General features: G+C 72.3%; 21 protein-coding genes. 11 read left to right on the top strand and 10 right to left on the bottom strand.

The window, feature by feature from the left end:
- Positions 1-47 precede the first annotated feature (47 nt).
- The 3 genes from LH62_RS03075 to LH62_RS03085 are packed head-to-tail and all read left to right on the top strand — an operon-like array spanning position 48 to position 2,736.
- On the top strand, positions 48-764 hold the full coding sequence (locus tag LH62_RS03075; protein WP_052213650.1) for a transposase: 717 nt from the start codon (positions 48-50) through the stop codon (positions 762-764).
- A gap of 56 nt (positions 765-820) precedes the next feature.
- Entirely contained in the window at positions 821-1,798 is a 978-nt protein-coding gene (locus LH62_RS03080) for a tripartite tricarboxylate transporter substrate binding protein (protein WP_043359176.1), read from the top strand.
- Between the two features lie 23 nt (positions 1,799-1,821).
- On the top strand, positions 1,822-2,736 hold the full coding sequence (locus LH62_RS03085) for a DMT family transporter (RefSeq protein ID WP_043359178.1): 915 nt from the start codon (positions 1,822-1,824) through the stop codon (positions 2,734-2,736).
- 32 nt (positions 2,737-2,768) lie between these two features.
- Here LH62_RS03085 and LH62_RS03090 read toward each other — a convergent pair whose 3' ends face one another.
- Entirely contained in the window at positions 2,769-3,788 is a 1,020-nt protein-coding gene (locus LH62_RS03090) for an enoyl-CoA hydratase/isomerase family protein (protein ID WP_052213651.1), read from the bottom strand.
- 107 nt (positions 3,789-3,895) lie between these two features.
- On the opposite strand from LH62_RS03090, the gene LH62_RS03095 reads away from it, so the two are divergent.
- Positions 3,896-4,411, top strand: coding sequence for a pyridoxamine 5'-phosphate oxidase family protein (locus LH62_RS03095; protein ID WP_043359180.1), 516 nt, complete (start codon positions 3,896-3,898; stop codon positions 4,409-4,411).
- Between the two features lie 38 nt (positions 4,412-4,449).
- On the opposite strand, the gene LH62_RS03100 is transcribed toward LH62_RS03095, so the two are convergent.
- From LH62_RS03100 to LH62_RS03115, 4 genes are all read right to left on the bottom strand, one after another.
- Positions 4,450-5,328 carry a 3-hydroxybutyryl-CoA dehydrogenase gene (locus LH62_RS03100; protein WP_043359182.1) on the bottom strand — a complete coding sequence of 293 codons (879 nt, stop codon included), beginning with the start codon at positions 5,326-5,328 and terminating at the stop codon, positions 4,450-4,452.
- Between the two features lie 3 nt (positions 5,329-5,331).
- A complete protein-coding gene (locus LH62_RS03105; protein WP_043359183.1) occupies positions 5,332-6,261 on the bottom strand; it encodes an electron transfer flavoprotein subunit alpha/FixB family protein in 930 nt (309 codons plus the stop codon).
- A 2-nt stretch (positions 6,262-6,263) separates the two neighbouring features.
- Complete coding sequence (locus LH62_RS03110) at positions 6,264-7,013, bottom strand: electron transfer flavoprotein subunit beta/FixA family protein (protein ID WP_043359185.1); 750 nt, start codon at positions 7,011-7,013, stop codon at positions 6,264-6,266.
- 291 nt (positions 7,014-7,304) lie between these two features.
- On the bottom strand, positions 7,305-7,499 hold the full coding sequence (locus LH62_RS03115) for a twin transmembrane helix small protein (protein ID WP_043359187.1): 195 nt from the start codon (positions 7,497-7,499) through the stop codon (positions 7,305-7,307).
- Between the two features lie 86 nt (positions 7,500-7,585).
- Between LH62_RS03115 and LH62_RS03120 the strand changes: the two genes are divergently transcribed.
- The 4 genes from LH62_RS03120 (at position 7,586) to LH62_RS03135 (ending at position 12,264) form a co-directional block, all read left to right on the top strand.
- Positions 7,586-10,066, top strand: coding sequence for a mechanosensitive ion channel domain-containing protein (locus LH62_RS03120; RefSeq protein ID WP_043359189.1), 2,481 nt, complete (start codon positions 7,586-7,588; stop codon positions 10,064-10,066).
- 61 nt (positions 10,067-10,127) lie between these two features.
- On the top strand, positions 10,128-11,120 hold the full coding sequence (locus LH62_RS03125) for a lyase (RefSeq protein WP_043359191.1): 993 nt from the start codon (positions 10,128-10,130) through the stop codon (positions 11,118-11,120).
- On the top strand, positions 11,117-11,482 hold the full coding sequence (locus tag LH62_RS03130; RefSeq protein ID WP_043359193.1) for a cytochrome c family protein: 366 nt from the start codon (positions 11,117-11,119) through the stop codon (positions 11,480-11,482). The genes LH62_RS03125 and LH62_RS03130 overlap by 4 nt, the downstream gene beginning before the upstream one ends.
- Positions 11,483-11,538: 56 nt before the next feature.
- Entirely contained in the window at positions 11,539-12,264 is a 726-nt protein-coding gene (locus tag LH62_RS03135; RefSeq protein WP_201445412.1) for a DUF305 domain-containing protein, read from the top strand.
- Here the strand turns inward: LH62_RS03135 and LH62_RS03140 are convergent.
- From LH62_RS03140 to LH62_RS03150, 3 genes are read right to left on the bottom strand one after another with little or no spacing between them, the layout of a single operon-like run.
- Complete coding sequence (locus tag LH62_RS03140) at positions 12,255-12,560, bottom strand: AzlD family protein (RefSeq protein WP_043359197.1); 306 nt, start codon at positions 12,558-12,560, stop codon at positions 12,255-12,257. The genes LH62_RS03135 and LH62_RS03140 overlap by 10 nt on opposite strands.
- Positions 12,557-13,267 carry an AzlC family ABC transporter permease gene (locus tag LH62_RS03145; RefSeq protein WP_043359199.1) on the bottom strand — a complete coding sequence of 237 codons (711 nt, stop codon included), beginning with the start codon at positions 13,265-13,267 and terminating at the stop codon, positions 12,557-12,559. Before LH62_RS03145 ends, LH62_RS03140 begins: the two co-directional genes overlap by 4 nt.
- The gene (locus tag LH62_RS03150) at positions 13,264-13,890 is read right to left on the bottom strand and encodes a NeuD/PglB/VioB family sugar acetyltransferase (protein WP_043359201.1); all 627 of its coding nucleotides are present in this window, start codon (positions 13,888-13,890) and stop codon (positions 13,264-13,266) included. The genes LH62_RS03145 and LH62_RS03150 overlap by 4 nt, the downstream gene beginning before the upstream one ends.
- Positions 13,891-13,980: 90 nt before the next feature.
- On the opposite strand from LH62_RS03150, the gene LH62_RS03155 reads away from it, so the two are divergent.
- Positions 13,981-14,199, top strand: coding sequence for a hypothetical protein (locus LH62_RS03155; protein ID WP_043359203.1), 219 nt, complete (start codon positions 13,981-13,983; stop codon positions 14,197-14,199).
- Between the two features lie 20 nt (positions 14,200-14,219).
- On the opposite strand, the gene LH62_RS03160 is transcribed toward LH62_RS03155, so the two are convergent.
- Positions 14,220-15,194 carry a 2-dehydropantoate 2-reductase gene (locus tag LH62_RS03160; RefSeq protein ID WP_043359205.1) on the bottom strand — a complete coding sequence of 325 codons (975 nt, stop codon included), beginning with the start codon at positions 15,192-15,194 and terminating at the stop codon, positions 14,220-14,222.
- 165 nt (positions 15,195-15,359) lie between these two features.
- Here LH62_RS03160 and LH62_RS31790 point away from each other — a divergent pair, with 165 nt between their 5' ends.
- Positions 15,360-15,788, top strand: coding sequence for a hypothetical protein (locus LH62_RS31790; protein ID WP_236552459.1), 429 nt, complete (start codon positions 15,360-15,362; stop codon positions 15,786-15,788).
- On the top strand, positions 15,718-16,548 hold the full coding sequence (locus tag LH62_RS03165) for a cation:proton antiporter (protein WP_236552634.1): 831 nt from the start codon (positions 15,718-15,720) through the stop codon (positions 16,546-16,548). Before LH62_RS31790 ends, LH62_RS03165 begins: the two co-directional genes overlap by 71 nt.
- On the opposite strand, the gene LH62_RS03170 is transcribed toward LH62_RS03165, so the two are convergent.
- The gene (locus LH62_RS03170; protein WP_043359207.1) at positions 16,549-17,598 is read right to left on the bottom strand and encodes an SH3 domain-containing protein; all 1,050 of its coding nucleotides are present in this window, start codon (positions 17,596-17,598) and stop codon (positions 16,549-16,551) included.
- Positions 17,599-17,662: the final 64 nt, after the last annotated feature.

The following is a 17,662-nucleotide window of genomic DNA, read 5'->3' on the forward strand; positions in this document are numbered from 1 at the left end:
CGTATCGTTCTTGCTATGTTCGAGGCTCCACCGCGGAGCCCAACCCCATGCCCCGCTGCAAGCCGCGCCGCCCCGACCCCATCCCCGCCGGCCTCTTCCCTGCCGACTTCCTCGCGCGGCACGACATCCTCCGCCGCATCTACCTCGACCCGCTCACCTGCCTGACGCCGCCCCGACCCTGGGCGCCCATGACCGACCGCGAATGGGCCGAAATGGAACCGCTCATGGCCGCCATGGGCTGCGGCGGACTGCACGAGCGCGGCCGGCCGCTCGACGGCACCCCGCGCGCCCGGCTCGACGCCATCTTCCGCTGGGCCACCACCAAGCACCAGGGCGGCCGCGCGCCCTGGCGCCTGCTGCCGCCCGGGCACGGCAAGCCGGACACCGTCTCGCGCTCCTACCGCCGCTGGGCCCGCGCCGGCCTCTGGCCCCGCCTGCTCGTGGCGCTGGCCATGCACCCGCGGCGCCTCGCAACCCTGGCGCACCGCATCTGCGCCTTCCGCCGCGCCATCCGCCTTTGCGGCAATCTCCACGCCATCGTCCTCGCCCGCCGCCTGAAGCTGTTCTCCGCGCTGCCTGCGCCGTCGCAGTTCCTCCCCGACCCGGATTTGTCCGAAACCTACCAACCCGTCTTCACCCGCTTCGCCCAGTCCATGCTGGAGCGCCCCTGGCACCCGCCCAGGCAGCTCTGGCGCACGCTGCACTCGATGCACCGCTTCGTCGCAGGCCGCGCCCGCATCCCGCGATGGATGGAGCCGGCATGACTGGCCCGGCCGATCGTTTCGAGTCATCTTCCCCGCCAACTCCCGGGAGGAACTCCATGACACGCATCACCCGCCGCACGGCGCTCGCCAGCCTGCTCGCCACCCCCGCCCTGGCCCAGGCCGAGTGGCGCCCGAGCCAGCCCATCCGCATCGTCGTCCCGGCCGCCCCCGGCGGCACGGCCGACATCAGCGCCCGCCTGCTCGCCCCCTACCTGCAGAGCCATTTCGGCCAGAATTGCGTGGTCGAGAACCGCTCCGGCGCCGGCGGCGTCATCGGCACGGCGGAGATCGTGCGCGCCGCGCCGGACGGGCTGAACCTGCTGCTCGGCAATATCGGCCCGCAGGCCATCGGCCTCTCGCTCTACCGCAGCCTCCCCTATGACCGCACCAGCCTGCTCCCCGTCGCCGGCACCGTGCGTGGGCCGAACGTCCTCGTCGTCCACCCGTCGGTGCCGGCGAATTCGTTGCCCGAGCTCGTGGCCTATCTGAAGGCCAATCCCGGCAAGATCAGTTACGGCTCTCCCGGCGTCGGCCAGTCGCCGCACCTCACCGGCGTCTGGTTCAACCAGGCGACCGGGACGGAGTCGATCCACGTCCCCTTCCGCGGCGCCGGCCCGGCGGCGGTGGAGCTGGTGGCCGGCAACATCCAGTACATGTGGGACAACCTGACGAGCGGCATCCAGCAGATCAGGGCCGGCCGCGTCCGGGCGCTCGCCGTCAGCAGCGCCGACCGCAACTTCTCCCTTCCCGACATCCCCGCCGCGCGCGAGACGATGCCGGAGCTGGCGCAGTTCGACGTCAACACCTGGTTCGGCATCTTCGTCCCCGCCGCCACGCCCCGCCCCATCGCCGAGGCGATCAACCGCGCCATGAAGTCCTGGCACGAGACGGAGGAGGTGAAGGCCCGCTGGCGCGAGATGGGCGGCGTCTCGCTCTACGGCTCGCTCGAGCAATACGCCGCCTTCGTCAACGGCGAGATCGAGAAGTGGGGGCAGGTGATCCGCAAGGAGGGGCTGCAGCTTGACGCGGGCTGAGGCTCGCCGCAGCTTCGTCCGCAATGATTCTCTCGCCGCTCTGGCTGCCGGTGACCCTGGCCGCCGCGTTGTTCCAGACCTGGCGCACGGCCATGCAGCAGCGGCTGCGCGGCCAGCTCTCGGTCAATGCGGCGGCGGTGGTGCGCTACCTCTACGGCGTGCCGGTCGGCGCCCTGCTGTTGGCGCTGTACCTGCTGATCTTCGGCGGCACGCTGCCGTCGCCGACCCTCGCCTTCCTCCTCTTCGCCGCCGCCGGCGGGCTCGGCCAGATCCTCGGCACCAACCTGCTCATCATGGCCTTCGGCCATCGCGGCTTCGCCGTCGGCACGGCCTATGCGAAGACCGAGGCGGTGCAGGGCGCCATCCTCGCCCTCATCCTGCTCGGCGAGCGCATCTCGGCCCTCGCCTGGTGCGGCATCGGCATCGGGGTGGCCGGCGTGCTCTGGCTCTCGCTCGCCGGCCGCGCCGCCTCATGGCGGGAGTTGGCCCGCGCCACCGTGCAGCCGGCCGCCGTCTGCGGCCTCGCCTCGGGCTTCTTCTTCGCCCTCACCAGCGTCCTCATCAAAAGCGCCAACCTGGCATTGCCCGGCGAGGATCCGGTGCTGCGTGCCCTGGTGACGCTGGTGGCGGCCAACATCATGCAGACCGTCATGCAAGGCAGCTGGCTGCTGGCGCGGGAGCCGGCGCAGTTCCGCGCGGTCTTCGCCACCTGGCGGACCAGCGCCCAGGTCGGCGCCCTTTCCGCCTGCGGCTCGGCCTGCTGGTTCACCGCCTTCGCCCTGGCCCCGGTGGCGCTGGTGCGCGCCGTCGGTCAGGTGGAAATCCTGATGACGCTGCTCTTCAGCCGCTTCTACCTGCGCGAGCAGCCGACGCGGGCCGAAGTGCTGGGCGCGCTCACCGTCGTCGCGGGCGTGGTGCTGGTGCTGGTCGGGCGCTAGGGCCCGCGATGCGGGCCCAGGCCGTCCCCGGCCTAGCCCTCGAACATCGCGGCGATCGCGGCCGGGTCGACCTCCTCGATCGTCGCCGGCTGCCATTGCGGCGTGCTGCCCTTGTCGACCAGCACGCTGCGCACCCCCTCGCGGAAGTCGGGGTGCCGGTTCACCACGCTCCGGGTGAGCGCCAGCTCCATCGCCAGGCACTCGTCGAGCGTGGCCCCGGCCCCGCGCCGCAGCAGCTCGAGCGAGACCGAAAGGCTGGTCGGCGACATCCGCCGCAGGATCTTCACCTGCTCCGCCGCCCAGTCCGTCCCCTCGGCCTCCAGCGCCGACAGGATCGCAGGCATGCTGTCGCGGCCGAAGCAACGGTCGATGGCGGCGCGATGCGGCGCGAAGCCGGCCTCCGGCGGCGCCTCGGCGAAGCGGTCGGCCACCGAGGCATCGCCGCCGAGCAACGCCTCGCGCAGTTCCGGCAGCCTGGCCTTCGGCACGAAATGGCTGGCGAGCCCCGCCGCCACCGCATCTCCCCCGCGCAGCCGCGCGCCGGTCAGCGCCAGCCAGGTGCCGACGGCCCCCGGCAGCTTCGGCAGGATGTGGCTGGTGCCGACATCGGGGAAGAGGGCGATGGCCGTCTCCGGCATGGCCAGCAGCGCCGCCTCGGTGACGACCACCGGCCGACCATGCACCGAGACGCCGATGCCGCCGCCCATGCAGACGCCGTCGATCAGCGAGACCCAGGGCTTCGCCAGCGTGGCGATGCCGCGGTTCACCGCATATTCCTCGGCGAAGAAGGACTCGATGGCCGCCGTGTCGCCGGCGATCGCCTGCTCGCGCACCCGCCGCACATCGCCGCCCGCGCAGAAGGCCTTGCCGCCCGCGCCCTCGACGATGAAGAGGGCGACGTCCGGGTCCGCGCCCCAGGTGTCGAGCGCCGACTGGAAGCCGCGAATCATGGCGAGGTCGAGCGCGTTCAGCGTCTTCGGCCGGTTCATCAGCAGGGTCGCGGCGGCGCCTTCGCGGCGGGCGATGATGGTGGGCTCGGTGGCGTCGCTCACGCGGGTTTCCTCGGTTATGCCGGCCGAAGCTATGCCGCGGCCGGGCCGCCTGCAACCGGCCGCCGCCCTGATCGTTGGTCCCCCGACACCCCGAAACGGAGACCCCCATGCCGGAAACCCGCAGCGACGCCGAGGCCAAGCGCAAGGTCTGGGAAATGATCAAGGACATCGACGTGACCATGATGGTCACGCAGGACGGCGAGGGCCGCTTCCGCGGCCGGCCGATGCGCGCGGTCAACAAGGAGTTCGACGGCGTGCTCTGGTTCTTCGCCAGCGCCGGCAGCCCCGTCACCGGCGAGGCCAAGGATGACGGCCGCGTCCTCCTCGCCTTCTCCGATCCCAGCAGCCAGAACTACGTCTCCATCTACGGCATGGCCGAGGTGGTGAAGGATGTGGCGAAGCAGAAGGCGCTCTGGAGCGAGCCGCTGCGCGTCTGGTTCCCGGCCGGCGCCGAGGACCCTAAGATCGAGCTGATCCGCGTCGAATGCCAGGGCGCCGAGTACTGGGACAGCCCGAGCAGCACGCTTGTCCATGCCTATGGCTACATCAAGGCCGTCACCACCGGCGAGCCGCCGCATCCCGGCGAGAACGACAAGGTCGACTTCACCAAGAAGGCCGGCTGAGGCGCCATGGCCGGGCGGCAAACCGCCCGGCCTTCGCCCTACCGCGTCGGCGTCGGCGGGTTGGTCGAGTAGTCGTAGAAGCCCCTGCCCGACTTGCGGCCGAGCCATCCCGCCTCGACATACTTCGCCAGCAGCGGGCAGGGCCGGTATTTCGGGTCGCCCAAGCCCTCGTGCAGCACCTTGAGCACGCTGTAGAGCGTGTCGAGGCCGACGAAGTCGCTGAGCTCCAGCGGCCCCATCGGATGGTTGGCGCCGAGCTTCATGCCGGCATCGATCGCGCGGACGTCGCCGACGCCCTCCATCAGCGCGAAGATCGCCTCGTTCAGCATCGGGCAGAGGATGCGGTTGACGACGAAGGCCGGGTAGTCGGCCGCCGCCACCACCGTCTTGCCCATCCGCTCGGCGAGGGCCGTGACGGCGGCAACCGTCGCATCCTCCGTAGCGAGGCCGCGGATGACCTCGACCAGCTTCATCATCGGCACCGGGTTGAAGAAGTGCATGCCGACGAAGCGGCCGGGCCGGTCCGTCGCCGCACCCAGGCGCGTGATGGGGATGGAGGAGGTGTTGGTGGCGAGGATCGCGTCCGGCCGCAAGATCGGGCAGACACTCGAGAAGATCTTCTTCTTGATCTCCTCGTTCTCGGTCGCCGCCTCGATGACGAGGTCGCAATCGGCGAAGGCGGCGAAGTCGGTGCCGGCGGCGATGCGCGCCAGCGCCTCCTCCTTCGCACCGGCCGCGATGCCACCCTTCGCCGCCTGGCGGTCGAGGTTCTTGCCGATGGTCGCCAGCGCCTTCTCGAGCGCCGCCGGGTTCACATCGACCAGCGCCACCGGCACGCCGGAAAGGGCCGCGACATGCGCGATGCCGTTGCCCATCAGCCCGGCGCCGATGACGCCGAGCTTCTTGACCTCCGCCATGGCCTACTTCTTCGCCAGCTCGGACTCGAATTCCGGCATGACCTTGAACAGGTCGCCGACCAGGCCGTAATCGGCCACCGAGAAGATCGGCGCCTCCTCATCCTTGTTGATGGCGACGATGACCTTGCTGTCCTTCATCCCCGCCAGATGCTGGATGGCGCCCGAGATGCCGACGGCGATGTAGAGGTCCGGCGCCACGATCTTGCCGGTCTGGCCGACCTGGTGGTCGTTCGGCGCGTAGCCGGCATCGACCGCGGCGCGCGAGGCGCCGACGGCGGCGCCGAGCTTGTCGGCCACGCTCTCGATGATGTGGAAATTCTCCGCCGAGCCCATGGCGCGGCCACCGGAGACGACGACCTTCGCTGCCGTCAGCTCTGGCCGCTCGGACTTGGCGATCTCGGCGCCGAGGAAGTTGGAGAGGCCGGGATCCTCGCCCTTCGGCGCAGCCTCGACGGCGGCGCTGCCGCCCTCGGCGGCGGCCGGGTCGAAGCTCGCGGCGCGGACGGTGATGACCTTCTTCGGGTCGGCCGACTTCACCGTCGCCAGCGCGTTGCCGGCATAGATCGGGCGGACGAAGGTGTCGGCATCGACCACGCCGGCGATGTCGGAGATCACCTGCACGTCGAGCAGGGCGGCGAGGCGCGGCATCACGTTCTTGCCGGCGGCCGAGGCCGGGGCCAGCAGGTGGGAATACTCGGGCGCCATCGAGACCAGCAGGGCGGCCAGCGGCTCGGCGAGGCCGTTGGTGTAGAGCGCGTCCTCGGTATGGAGGACCTTCGCCACGCCGGCGACCTTGGCGGCGCTGTCCGCCGCCGAGCGCGGGCCGAGGACCAGCACCGTCACGTCGCCGAGCTTGCTTGCCGCCGCAACGGCGCTGCGGGTCGGCTGCGTCACCGCCGACCCATCATGGTCGGCCAGAACCAGGACTGCCATGGTCAGATCACCTTCGCTTCGTTGCGCAGCTTCTCGACAAGTTCCTGCACCGAGCCGACCTTCTTACCGGCCTGGCGCTTCGGCGGCTCCTCCACCTTGAGCACCGTCAGGCGCGGCGAGACGTCGACGCCGAGATCGGCCGGCTTCAGCGTCTCGATCGGCTTCTTGCGGGCCTTCATGATGTTGGGGAGCGAGGCGTAGCGCGGCTCGTTCAGGCGGAGATCGGTGGTGACGATCGCCGGCAGCTTGAGCTGGAGGCGCTCGAGGCCGCCATCGACCTCGCGCGTCACCTTGATGCCGCCGTCGGCCGGCTCGACCTTCGAGGCGTAGGTGCCCTGCGGCCAGCCGAGCAGCGCCGCCAGCATCTGGCCGGTGGCGTTCATGTCGTCGTCGATCGCCTGCTTGCCGAGGATGACGAGGTCCGGGCTTTCCTTGGCGATGACGGCCTTGAGCAGCTTGGCCACCGCCAGCGGCTCCAGGATGCCGTCATGCTCGATCAGGATGCCGCGATCGGCACCCATGGCGAGGGCAGTGCGGATCTGCTCCTGGCAGGCGGTCGGGCCGGCGGAGACGGCAATGATTTCGGTCGCGGCGCCCTTCTCCTTCAGGCGAACCGCTTCCTCGACGGCAATCTCGTCGAAGGGGTTCATCGACATCTTGACGTTCGCGGTCTCGACGCCGGTATGATCCGCCTTCACGCGGACCTTCACGTTGTAATCGACGACCCGCTTGACGGGGACGAGGAGCTTCATCGCCTCTGCCGTTTCCTGCGTGCTGTTGATGATTCCCCCGGCGCCCCGTACGGGCGGCGGAGCCGATCGTGGGGGCGTGGCACGACCTCTATCCCCCAGACCGATACGTTTAAGCATGATCGCCGAAGGCTGGAACGGCCGTAGGCGTGAACCATGCGACAAGGCAGTAAGCCTGAGCATGATCGGCGGCCCTCGGACCGCCGGTCATGCTCAGGCGGGGGCGGGCCCCCAGGAATTCCGCGGCAAAATAGGTCGGCCCGGCGCGCCCTGTCAAAGCGGGCCGGTCGGCTGCTATCCGCGGGAAACCGCCAGCAGCAGGGCGAATAGCAGCAGCGTGATGCCCTGGATCACCACGCGCCAGCGCATCAGCAGGTTGGAGCGTTCCCCGCTGCCGTCGCCCCGCGCCAGCCCGAACATGCCGGCAAAGAGTGTGCCGAGGGTCGCCAGCATGCCGATGGCGACCAGGAAGGTCAGGATCGTCTTCATCCTTCCCAGGTAAACGCTTTACCGCGGGTTACAATGCCGCGCTCACCGCTTGACCCGCGCCGGGGGATGGGGTTGCTGCCGGCCCCATGAGCTTGTTCCGCATCATCCCTGTGCTGCTCCTGCTCGCGGGCCCTGCCCTGGCCCAGGCGCCTGCGCCCCAGGCACGGCCGGCCACGGCCCCGAGCAGCCTCAACGCCGAGGATATCGACCGGCTGACCTCGCTGTTGCAGGACCCGGGCCGCCGGGCGGAATTCCTGCGCACGCTGGAGGCGCTGTCGGCGGCCAGCCGCGCCCATGGGGGCACGGCCGGCGAGGGGTCCCTGCCGCAGGCCGGGCGCGCCGCGGCACCGGTGGCGGCCGATCCGGCATCGACCCCTGCCTCCCCCTCCGGCCGCGAAGCCGCGCAGGCCGAGGCGGAGGCGAGCCCGCCCCAAGGGGCGAACCAGGCAGCCAAGCCCGCCGCCCCACCCGCCGCAGCGGCGACGCCCCCGGCCCCGGCGGCCGATGCCCCGCCGGCGGAACCGCTGATCGCGCCCAACACGGTTGGCGCGCAGCTGCTGACGGGCCTTTCCGGCCGGATCGGCGCCATGGCCGACAGCCTGCTCGATGCGGTCCGCTCCATGGCGGACCTGCCGGCGCTGTGGGAGGCGACGGTGCAGCTGGCGCGCGACCCGGTGGCGCAGACCCGCATGCTGGACGCGGCCTGGAAGCTGCTGCTGCTGGTCGGGCTCGGCCTGGCGGCGGAGGCGGCCGTCGCCCGCGCCTTCGGGCGGCTGCGGCGCTGGCTGGACGCCGCGGCGCCACGCGAGCACGAGAAATGGACCTGGCTGAAGCGCATGCCGCTGGTGCTGCTGCGCCTGTTGCTCGACCTGCTGCCGATCGCCGCCTTCGGGCTCACGGTCTACGGGCTGATCGGGCTGGTGAAGCCGCTGCCGACCACGCGGCTGGTCGGGCTGATGATTGCTCATGTCTATATGGGCTCGCGCACGGCCTATGCCCTGGCGCGGGCGCTGCTCTCGCCGGCCTCCAACCACCTGCGGCTGATCCCCTGCTCGCAGCAGGCGGCGGCGGCCAGCATCGGCTGGCTGCGGCGGCTGATGCTGGTCGGCGTCGGCGGCTATGTGGTGGCCGAGGCGGGGCTGTTCCTGGGCCTGCCCTGGGCGGCCTATGACGCGATCATCAACGTCACCCTGCTGGTCAACTCGCTGCTGCTGGTGCGGCTGGTGCTGCAGCAGCGCGAGGCGGTGGCCTCGACGCTGCGGGCCAAGCCGCTGGAGCCGGGCGAGGTGCCGGACCGCACGCGGCTGGTGCTGCGCGGCCTGCGCAACCGGCTGGCCGAGATCTGGCACGTCATGGTCATCCTCTGGCTGGTCGCCGGCTGGGTGGTCTGGGCGCTGGCGCTGGAGAACGGCTTCCAGCGGCTGGCCTGGGGCACGGCGCTGACCCTGCTGGTCGTCGGCGTGGCGAAGGCGCTGGACGAGGGCTTCATCCGCCTCACCGACCGGCTGCTCGACCCGATGCACGACCTCGCCAAGCGCTGGCCGGGCCTGCCGGCGCGGGCGGCGACCTATGTGCCGCCGGTGCGCGCCGCCGTCTCGGTGGTGATCGGCGCGGCGGCGGTGGTGCTGCTGCTGGAAACCTGGGGCTTCGGCGCGCTGGCCTGGTTCCGCGACGGGACGCTCGGCAACCGGCTGGTGCAGACGCTGTTCAACATCGCCTGCACGCTGCTGCTGGCGCTGGTGGTGTGGGAGGTGGCCAACTCCTCGATCCAGCGGCGGCTGACGCGCCTCGCCCGCGACAGCCACGCCGCCCGCAGCGCCCGGGTGCGGACGCTGCTGCCCATGCTGCGGACGGTGCTCGGCGTCTTCATCCTCGTCTTCGTCATATTGAACGCGCTGTCGCAGCTCGGGCTCAACGTGGCGCCGCTGCTGGCCGGCGCCGGCGTCGTCGGCCTGGCCATCGGCTTCGGCTCGCAGACGCTGGTAAAGGACGTCATCACCGGCGTCTTCCTGCTGCTCGAGGATGCCGTCGCGGTCGGCGACGTGGTGAATGTCGGCGGCAAGGGGGGCGTCGTGGAGCATCTCTCCATCCGCTCGATCAAGCTCAGGGACGGGGACGGGTCGATCCACATCGTGCCCTTCTCGACGGTCACGACCGTGACCAACAGCACGCGCGACTTCGCCTTCGCCATGGTCGACATCCTCGTTGCCTACGAGACGGACACCGATGCGGCCGGGGCAGCGATCAAGGAGGTCGTCGCCGAGATGCGGAGCGAGGCGCGGTTCAAGACGGCGATCCGCGACGAGTTCGACTTCTGGGGCGTCGACAGCCTGGGCCAGGTGGGCGTGCAAATCCGCGGCCGCGTCCGCACCGAGCCGACGCAGCGCTGGCCGGTGCAGCGCGAGATGATGCGGCGGGTGAAGCGGCGCTTCTACGAGATGGGGATCAACATCCCGCATCAGCCGCTGGCGCCGCTGGAGCGCTCGGCCAGGCTGCCGGCGGAGGCGGGGGACGAGGCGCCGCCGAAGGCGCCGGCGAAGAAGGGCGAGGCGAAGGCGGCGGAATAGAGGTTCGGCACCGCGCCGCCGGGTGCTAGGGTTGCCGCCGCGCAATCCGGAGGTTGGAACGATGCAACGTCGTGGACTCCTTGCCCTGGGCGCTGCCCTCGCCCTGCCGGCGGGCCGCGCCGCGGCCGCTGTGCCGCCCGGCTATCGCCTCACCTGGTTCGACGCCACGACGCCGGGCAGCAGCCGGGTCGGCTCCCGCGACGTGACGGCGGCGGGCGACGGGACGATGTGGTTCTGCGGCCAGCGCAACGGCACGCTGAACCGGCTCGACCCGCGCGACGGCTCGATCCGCGTGGTGAGGCTCGGCGAGGGGGCGGCGCCGCATGGCGTCATCCGCGGGCCGGACGGGGCGGCCTGGGTGACGGAGGGCGGGCAGAACGCCATCGCCCGGGTCGATCCGGCCGACCACCGGGTGCAGCTCTGGCGGCTGCCGGAACGCTTCGCCAATGCCAACCTCAATACCGGCGTCTTCGACCGGCAGGGCCTCTACTGGTTCACCGGGCAGAACGGCGTCTATGGCCGCTTCGACCTGAGGCGGGAGGCGATGCAGGTCTGGGAGGCGCCGCGCGGGCCCGGCGCCTACGGCATCACCCGGACGCCGCAGGGCGGGCTCTGGTACGTCTCGCTGGCCGGCAACCACCTGGCGCAGATCGAGGACCCGGAGACCGGGCGGGTGCGGATCGTCGAGCCGCCGACGCCGGGCCAGGGCGCGCGCCGCGTCTGGTCCGACAGCGCCGGGCGGCTCTGGATCAGCGAGTGGAACAGCGGCAACGTTTCCATGCACGACCCGCGCGACGGGTCCTGGAAGGTCTGGCGCCTGCCGGGGCAGCGGCCGCGGGCCTATTCGGTCTGGGTCGATCCGTCGGACAAGGTCTGGCTGACGGATTTCGCCGCCAATGCGGTGGTGCGCTTCGATCCGGCGGATGAGAGCTTCCTGTCCTTCCCGTCCGACCGGGCTGGCGCGAATATCCGCCAGATGGACGGCGTGCCGGGCGAGGCCTGGGGCGGCGAGAGCGGCACCGACCGGATTCTGCGCATCCAGTACGGGTTGTGAGGCGGCCGCTCATCGCCTTCCTGGTGCTCGCCCTGCCGGCCGCGGCGGCGGAGGGCGAGGCGGTGTTCCGGGGCCACTGCGCCAATTGCCACGCCGTCGCGGCGGGGGCACCGGTCGGGCCTGGCCCCAACCTTGGCGGGGTGGTGGGGCGGAAGGTCGGCGGCGATCCGGGCTTCGACTACTCGCCGGTGCTCCAGGCAGCGGGCGAGGCCGGGCAGCGCTGGGATGCGGCGATGCTGGAGCGCTTCCTCGTCGATCCGGAGGCGATGTTCCCCGGCCTCTGGATGGGCGCCAACGGGCTGCGCGGGGCAGCCGACCGGGCGGCGGTGGCGCGCTACCTGGCGAAACGGCGCGGCCCTTGACCTTCCCACTATGGGAAGACCTATCTCGGTGGTCCTTCAAGGAGAGGAGGACCGTCATGCGTTCCCTGTGCGCGATGCTGGCCGGGGCCGGCCTTGCCCTGCTCGCGGCCATGCCTGCCCGGGCGGCGATCGAGGAGGGCTATGTGCCGGGCGGCGCGCCGGTGCCCAGCACCTGGTACGGCTCCCCCGATGCCGCGGCCATCCAGGCCGACTGGGACTACATCCGCGGCATGCGGCCCCACCATGCGGGCGCGCTGACCATGGCACGGGACTACCTTGCCGATCCCGAGGCGCGGAGCCCGGCGCTGCGGCGGCTGGCGGAGGCGATTATCCGCAACCAGAGCTTCGAGATCGGGCTGCTGGACGACGTGGCACGCCACCTCGACCGGCCGCCGGTGCGGTTGGGGGTGGGGCCGTTCAGCCTCGCCCTGCAGCCGATGGCGACCGAGGGGATGGCGCAGCGGCAGGGCTTCATGCGCTCGCCGATCCCGGGCGTGCTCGATGCGGCGGGGCCGGTTTCGGCGCGCGACGTGCAGTTCGCCAAGGCGATGACGGCGCATCACCAGGCGGCGCTCGACATGGCGCGGGCCTACCAGGCCAATCCGGCGGCACGGAACGGCTTCCTGGCGCTGATGAACGTCGACATCGTCACCGACCAGAGCCAGGAGATCGCGCTGATGCGGGCGGTGACGGCCGCCTACCAGGGCGATGCGGCGGCGGTGGCGGTGGAGCCCGGCATGATCCATGGGATGGAGGGCATGGCGCACCACCATCACCACTGAAGGGCCTGGATCGCCCAGAGCACGCCGACGCCGGTGAGGATCGACAGCGCCATCCGGCCGATCAGCGCCTGGACCAGCAGCGCCGACCCGCCGGCGACCCAGGCGGGCCAGCCGCCCTGGGCCAGCGCCGGGGCGAGGAAGGCGACGAAGATGGCGCCCGGCAGGTGCTGCAGCATGGCCTGGATGAAGGGCGGCGGGCGCGTCACCCGCAGGATGGCATAGCCCCCGGCGCGGCAGAGGAAGGTCGCCGCCACCATGCCGAGGATGGCGGCCAGCACGTCCCAGCGGAGGGTCATGCGCGGCCTCGGTCCCGATGCCGGTCCAGCGCCGCGCCCGTCGCGGCGCCGCCGAGCGCGCCGGCCAGCACCGGCCAGGGCGCGCCGAGGCCGAGCCCCTGGGCGGCGAGCGCCAGCAGCCCGGCGACGCACCAGGGGAAGACATCCGACCGACCGCGCCAGAGCGGCACCAGGATCGACATCAGCGCGGCGACCGAGGCGAAGAAGACCGGATGATCCGGCGGCAGCCGCACCGCGGCGCCGAAGGCATGGCCGAGAAGGGTCGTCACCATCCAGACCGCCCACATGGCGAGGCTCGCGCCGAGCAGGAAGGCGGCGTCGCGCCGGCCGGCCCGGATCTCCGTCACCATCAGGGCGAAGGAATTGTCGACCAGCACCGCGAGCGTGCCCCAGAGGCGGAGGCCGCTCAGCCGGTCGAGCGCCGGGGCGAGGGCGGCGCCCATCGGCGCCAGGCGGAGGTTGATGACGAGGCAGGCGAGCGTCGCGGCGAGGATCGGCGCCGGGTCGGACCAGAGCTGCAGGGCGACCAGCTGCGAGGTGCCGGCGAAGACGAGGGCGCTCATCAGCAGGGTTTCCAGCAGGGAGAGGCCCTTGGCATCGGCCGCCATGCCGACGACGAGGCCGAAAGGGGCGAGGCCGAGGGTCAGGCCGAACGCCGCCTGGGCGCCGCGGCGGAAGCCGGCGCGGGTGAAGGTGGCCGTCGTCACGCGAGCGGCTTCGCGGGCACGCCGCCGACCCGGGCGCCGTCGGGGATATCGGCGATAACGGCGGCGCCGGTGCCGATCACCGCATCGGTGCCGATGGAGACATAGGGGCGGCAGGCGGCGCCGGCGCCGACCTGGCTGCGGGCCCCGACCCGGACGCCGCCGGCCAGCACCGCGCCGGGGCCGATATGCGCCGCCTCGCCCGCCACGGTGTCGTGCTCCAGGATGGCGCCGGTATTGACGATGGCGAGGCGCCCGACCTCGGCCAGCGCCCCGAGCACGGCGCGCGGCAGCACCACCGCGCCCGGGCCGATGCGGGCGCTGCGGGCGAGGATGGCCGAGGGATGGACCAGCGGCGGCAGGGCGAAGCCCAGCGCTTCCAGCCGGGCGGCGGCGGCGAGGCGGGCGGCGGCGTCGCCGATCGCCACGCAGGCGAGGCGGGTGCCGCCCGCCAGCAAGCCGGGCAGCGCCCCCTCGTCGCCAAGGATGGGCAGGCCGAGCATTTCCCGGGCGCGGGGCGCGGCATCGACCAGGCCGGCCAGCTCGATACCGGGCAGGTCGCGGGCCAGTTCGATCAGCGCCCGGCCATGCCCTCCGGCGCCAAAGATCACCAGCCTGCCCTGCATCCCTGCCCTCCCCCGTTGCGGCGGGCATTGTCCCACCGGAAGGGGAAGCAGGCCAGCGAACCGGCCCCGGCGCGGCCGCGTTGGCCTCGCATGACAGATGATCGCAAGACCCAGGACGACTCCGCCCCCGAGCGGGCCAGCGGCACCATCGACCGGCCGATCGGGCCCGGCGACGCGCAGCCGGGCGACTTCAACGAGCGGGCCTCCCAGCTGGGCGGGCCGATCGACGTCTTCCCCAACCGGCGGGACCGGACCGGGCTCGAGGACTGGCGCTCGACGGACGCGCCGGACGAGACGCCCAAGCAGTAGCGCCATCCGGCCGGCCCGTTTCAGCCCTGCCCGGAGTTCCGGGCAAGCAGGCGGGTCAGGCCATGGATGGCGGCCAGCATCGGGGCCGGCTGGCCAAGATGGCCGGCGAGTTCCACCAGCGCGCCGAGCACGGGGCCGAGTTCCAGCGGCCGGCCGGCCTCCAGGTCCTGCAGCATGGAGGTGCGGAAGGGGCCGAGGCGACGGGTGACCGTCATGCGCTCGTCGATGCTCTGGCCGGTCGGCAGGCCGATGCGGTCGCCGAGGGCTGACATCTCGGCCATCATTGCCTCCACCAGGCCGCGGATGCCGTCGTCGTCCAGCATCGCCTGCATGTCGGCGCGGCAGAGCGCGCTCAGCGGGTTCATGTTGGAATTGCCCCAAAGCTTCAGCCAGACCTCGCGGCGGAGGTCGGCCGCGGGCTCGGCCGGGATACCGCCCTGGCGGAGCGCCTCGACCAGGGCGGCCAACGGGCCTGGATTTCGGCCGGACGGGTCGCCGTAGAGCATCCGGTCCTGCTTCATCAGGCGGATGGTGCCCGGTGCCTCGACACGGCTGCCTACATGGGCGACGCCTCCCAGCACGCGTTCGACGGAGATGGCGCGCGCCAGGGCGCCGCCGGGATCGACGCCTTGCAGGGTGAGGCCCTCGGCGGGGCCGCCGAAGCCCTGAAGGAACCACCAAGGTAGGCCGTTCTGCGCGGTGGCGACCAGGGTCTCCGGGCCCATCAGTCGCTGGATCAGCGGCAGGGCGCCGGGCAGGTCGTGGCTCTTGAGGCCGAGGAGGAGGAGGTCGGCCGGCGGCAGCTCCGCCGGGTCGGCCGCCGCCGCGACGGGGAAGGCCTCGCGCCGGTCGCCCTCGAGGAAGACGAGGCCATCGGCGCGAAAAGCGTCGAGGCTGGCGCCGCGGGCGAGGACCGAAACCGGCCAGCCCGCCCGCGCCAGCCCCGCCGCCAGCCAGCCGCCGACCGCGCCGGCACCCAGGACCGTGACCCGCATGGCATCGCCTCCCCTGCCCTGCCGAGGCTTATGGCGCATCGACGACCAGGGCAACCAGCGCGAGCCTGGGCGTTGGACAGCAATGGATCCTTACATCGTGTTGCTTGTCGGCGCGGGCGCCCTCATCCTCCTTGTCGCCTGGCTGCCGATGTCGCCTGGCTGCCGATGGCGCTGCGGGAGCTGCCGCTTTCGCTGCCCATGTTCTGCATCGCCTTCGGCTTTGTCGCCTTCGCCTTGTCGAATGGGGACCGGCCGAATCCGGCCGAATATCCTCATGCAGCCGAGCGGCTGACCGAGCTGGTCGTGATCGTCGCTCTCACCGGGGCGGGGCTGAAGCTCGACCGGCCGCTCGACTGGCGCAGCTGGGGCCTGACCTGGCGGCTGCTGGGGGTGGCGATGCCGCTCTCCATCCTCGGCATCGGGGCGATCGGCTATTGGGGGCTGGGGCTCGGCCTGCCGGCGGCGCTGCTGCTGGGGGGGGGCGCTGGCGCCGACCGACCCGGTGCTCGCCTCCGACGTGCAGGTGGGGCCGCCGCGCTCGGGGGAAGAGGACGAGGTGCGCTTCACCCTCACCGCCGAGGCGGGGCTGAATGACGGGCTGGCCTTTCCCTTCGTCAACCTTGCCGTGGCCCTGGCCACGGTCGGCATGGCACCCGAGGACTGGTTGGGCCACTGGGTGGGCATGGACGTGCTGTGGAAGCTCGGCGCCGGGCTCGGCGCGGGCTGGGGCATCGGGCGGCTGCTGGGCTGGCTCACCTTCCGCATGCCGAACCGGGCGAAGCTTTCGCGCACGGGGGATGGCTTCGTCGCGCTGGGGGCGACCTTCCTCGCCTATGGGCTGACCGAGATCGTGCACGGCTACGGCTTCGTCGCCGTCTTCGTGGCGGCGCTCGGGATGCGCGCGGCGGAGCGGCATCACCGCTACCATGACCGGCTGCACGACTTCGCCGAGCAGACCGAGCGGCTGCTGATGATGGTGCTGCTGGTGCTGTTCGGCGGCGCGGTGGCGGGGGGCGTGCTCTGGCCGCTCGACTGGGCGGCGGTGGCGGCGGCGCTCGGCTTCATCTTCGTGGTGCGGCCGGCGGCGGGGATGCTCTCGCTCCTCCGCACGCCGCAGCCGATGGCGGAGCGGGCGGCGATCGCCTTCTTCGGCATCCGCGGCCTCGGCAGCTTCTACTACCTCGCCTTCGCGGCCAATGCGGCGGCCTTCCCGGAGATGGACCGGCTCTGGGCGGTGGTCAGCCTGACCGTGCTGATCTCGGTCGGGCTGCATGGGGTGACGGTGACGCCGGCGATGCGCTGGCTGGACACGCGGCGCCGGCGGCAGGGGGTGCTGCCGCTGGAGATCGCCTGATCAGGGCTCGGTCAGCAGGCTGGAATGGATCCAGCCCTCGGGCGAGGTGCCGCCGACCTGGATCCACCCACCGCGCGCCTCGCCATGGACGCGGAAGGCCTCGCCCCGGGCGGCGGTACGGAGGATGGGTGCGCTGCTGTCCGGCCCGGCCCGGAGGTTGGCGGCGGAGCGGACCAGCACCCGCGGCAGGCTGGTGGAGCCGGGGGCGAGGTCGGCGGGCGGCTGGACGATGGCGGGGGCCGGGGCTGGCGTGGGCGCCGGGGCAGGCGCCACGGGCGGCGGCGGGAGCGAGGCCTGGCGCTGGGGTGGCGGTTGCGGCGCCGGAGCCTCGGCTCGGGGGGCTGGCGGCGGCGAGGCGCTGCTGACGGGCCGCGCCGGAGCCTCGGCGCCGCTCTGCGGCGGGGCGGAGGGCGTGTGGTTGAGGCCGAGCAGCAGGCCGATCAGCAGCCCGCCGCCCGCAAGGCCGAGCATGGGGGCGAAATTCCGCCAGGGCAGGTTCGGCGAGGCGAAGCTGGCCTGCTCCTGCAGCTGGGCGGCGGCAGCGGCCTGACGCTGGGGGGCGGGGCGCTGGCGGCGCGGGCCAGGGCTCGGCGGGCGAACCAGTGGGCGGGTTTGCAGCAGGCGGCTTACCAGCGTGATCCAGCCATCGCCCCCGGCCAGCTCCAGCGGCGGCACCGCGGCAAAGGCGGCGGCGAGGCGGCGGCGGAGGTTCAGCTGCTCGCCCGGCAGCATGGCGAGCGTGACCACAGGGAGGTGGCCCGGGAAGATGGCGGGGAAGCGCGCATCCTCCAGGCGCTGGCGGAAGGCGGCAGCCGCCGCCTCCGCCACCGCGCCCGGCACGCCGAGCAGGGCGACGCCGAACTCCGGATGCAGCAGCGCCATCGGCACTAGGATCGTGCTGGCGGGCACGCCCTCCACCGGGCGGGGCTCGAGGAGGCAATCGGAAAGGCTGATCCAGCCCTCGGGCAAGGCGCCGCTGTCGGTTGTCGGAACCGGGCTGGGCCCGGTGGATGGGTCGAGGCGCAGAGTGGCCTCCGGCTGATGGTTCATGGGTGCAGTGACCCCCTAAAGGCTCCGACCCGCATGCCCGAAGGCGGCGAGTCCCCTCAGTCTT

The sequence above is a fragment of the Belnapia sp. F-4-1 genome, assembly GCF_000802185.1.
Classification (GTDB): domain Bacteria; phylum Pseudomonadota; class Alphaproteobacteria; order Acetobacterales; family Acetobacteraceae; genus Belnapia.

What these genes read in the sequence shown, in the direction of transcription:
- LH62_RS03120 (WP_043359189.1), top strand. Translation starts at nt 7,586, where the DNA reads ATGAGCTTGTTCCGCATCATCCCTGTGCTGCTCCTGCTCGCGGGCCCT.
- LH62_RS03115 (WP_043359187.1), bottom strand. Translation starts at nt 7,499, where the DNA reads ATGAAGACGATCCTGACCTTCCTGGTCGCCATCGGCATGCTGGCGACC.
- LH62_RS03140 (WP_043359197.1), bottom strand. Translation starts at nt 12,560, where the DNA reads ATGACCCTCCGCTGGGACGTGCTGGCCGCCATCCTCGGCATGGTGGCG.
- LH62_RS03150 (WP_043359201.1), bottom strand. Translation starts at nt 13,890, where the DNA reads ATGCAGGGCAGGCTGGTGATCTTTGGCGCCGGAGGGCATGGCCGGGCG.
- LH62_RS03085 (WP_043359178.1), top strand. Translation starts at nt 1,822, where the DNA reads ATGATTCTCTCGCCGCTCTGGCTGCCGGTGACCCTGGCCGCCGCGTTG.
- LH62_RS03075 (WP_052213650.1), top strand. Translation starts at nt 48, where the DNA reads ATGCCCCGCTGCAAGCCGCGCCGCCCCGACCCCATCCCCGCCGGCCTC.
- LH62_RS03170 (WP_043359207.1), bottom strand. Translation starts at nt 17,598, where the DNA reads ATGAACCATCAGCCGGAGGCCACTCTGCGCCTCGACCCATCCACCGGG.
- LH62_RS03160 (WP_043359205.1), bottom strand. Translation starts at nt 15,194, where the DNA reads ATGCGGGTCACGGTCCTGGGTGCCGGCGCGGTCGGCGGCTGGCTGGCG.
- LH62_RS31790 (WP_236552459.1), top strand. Translation starts at nt 15,360, where the DNA reads ATGGCGCTGCGGGAGCTGCCGCTTTCGCTGCCCATGTTCTGCATCGCC.
- LH62_RS03080 (WP_043359176.1), top strand. Translation starts at nt 821, where the DNA reads ATGACACGCATCACCCGCCGCACGGCGCTCGCCAGCCTGCTCGCCACC.
- LH62_RS03125 (WP_043359191.1), top strand. Translation starts at nt 10,128, where the DNA reads ATGCAACGTCGTGGACTCCTTGCCCTGGGCGCTGCCCTCGCCCTGCCG.
- LH62_RS03100 (WP_043359182.1), bottom strand. Translation starts at nt 5,328, where the DNA reads ATGGCGGAGGTCAAGAAGCTCGGCGTCATCGGCGCCGGGCTGATGGGC.
- LH62_RS03105 (WP_043359183.1), bottom strand. Translation starts at nt 6,261, where the DNA reads ATGGCAGTCCTGGTTCTGGCCGACCATGATGGGTCGGCGGTGACGCAG.
- LH62_RS03135 (WP_201445412.1), top strand. Translation starts at nt 11,539, where the DNA reads ATGCGTTCCCTGTGCGCGATGCTGGCCGGGGCCGGCCTTGCCCTGCTC.
- LH62_RS03110 (WP_043359185.1), bottom strand. Translation starts at nt 7,013, where the DNA reads ATGAAGCTCCTCGTCCCCGTCAAGCGGGTCGTCGATTACAACGTGAAG.
- LH62_RS03155 (WP_043359203.1), top strand. Translation starts at nt 13,981, where the DNA reads ATGACAGATGATCGCAAGACCCAGGACGACTCCGCCCCCGAGCGGGCC.
- LH62_RS03095 (WP_043359180.1), top strand. Translation starts at nt 3,896, where the DNA reads ATGCCGGAAACCCGCAGCGACGCCGAGGCCAAGCGCAAGGTCTGGGAA.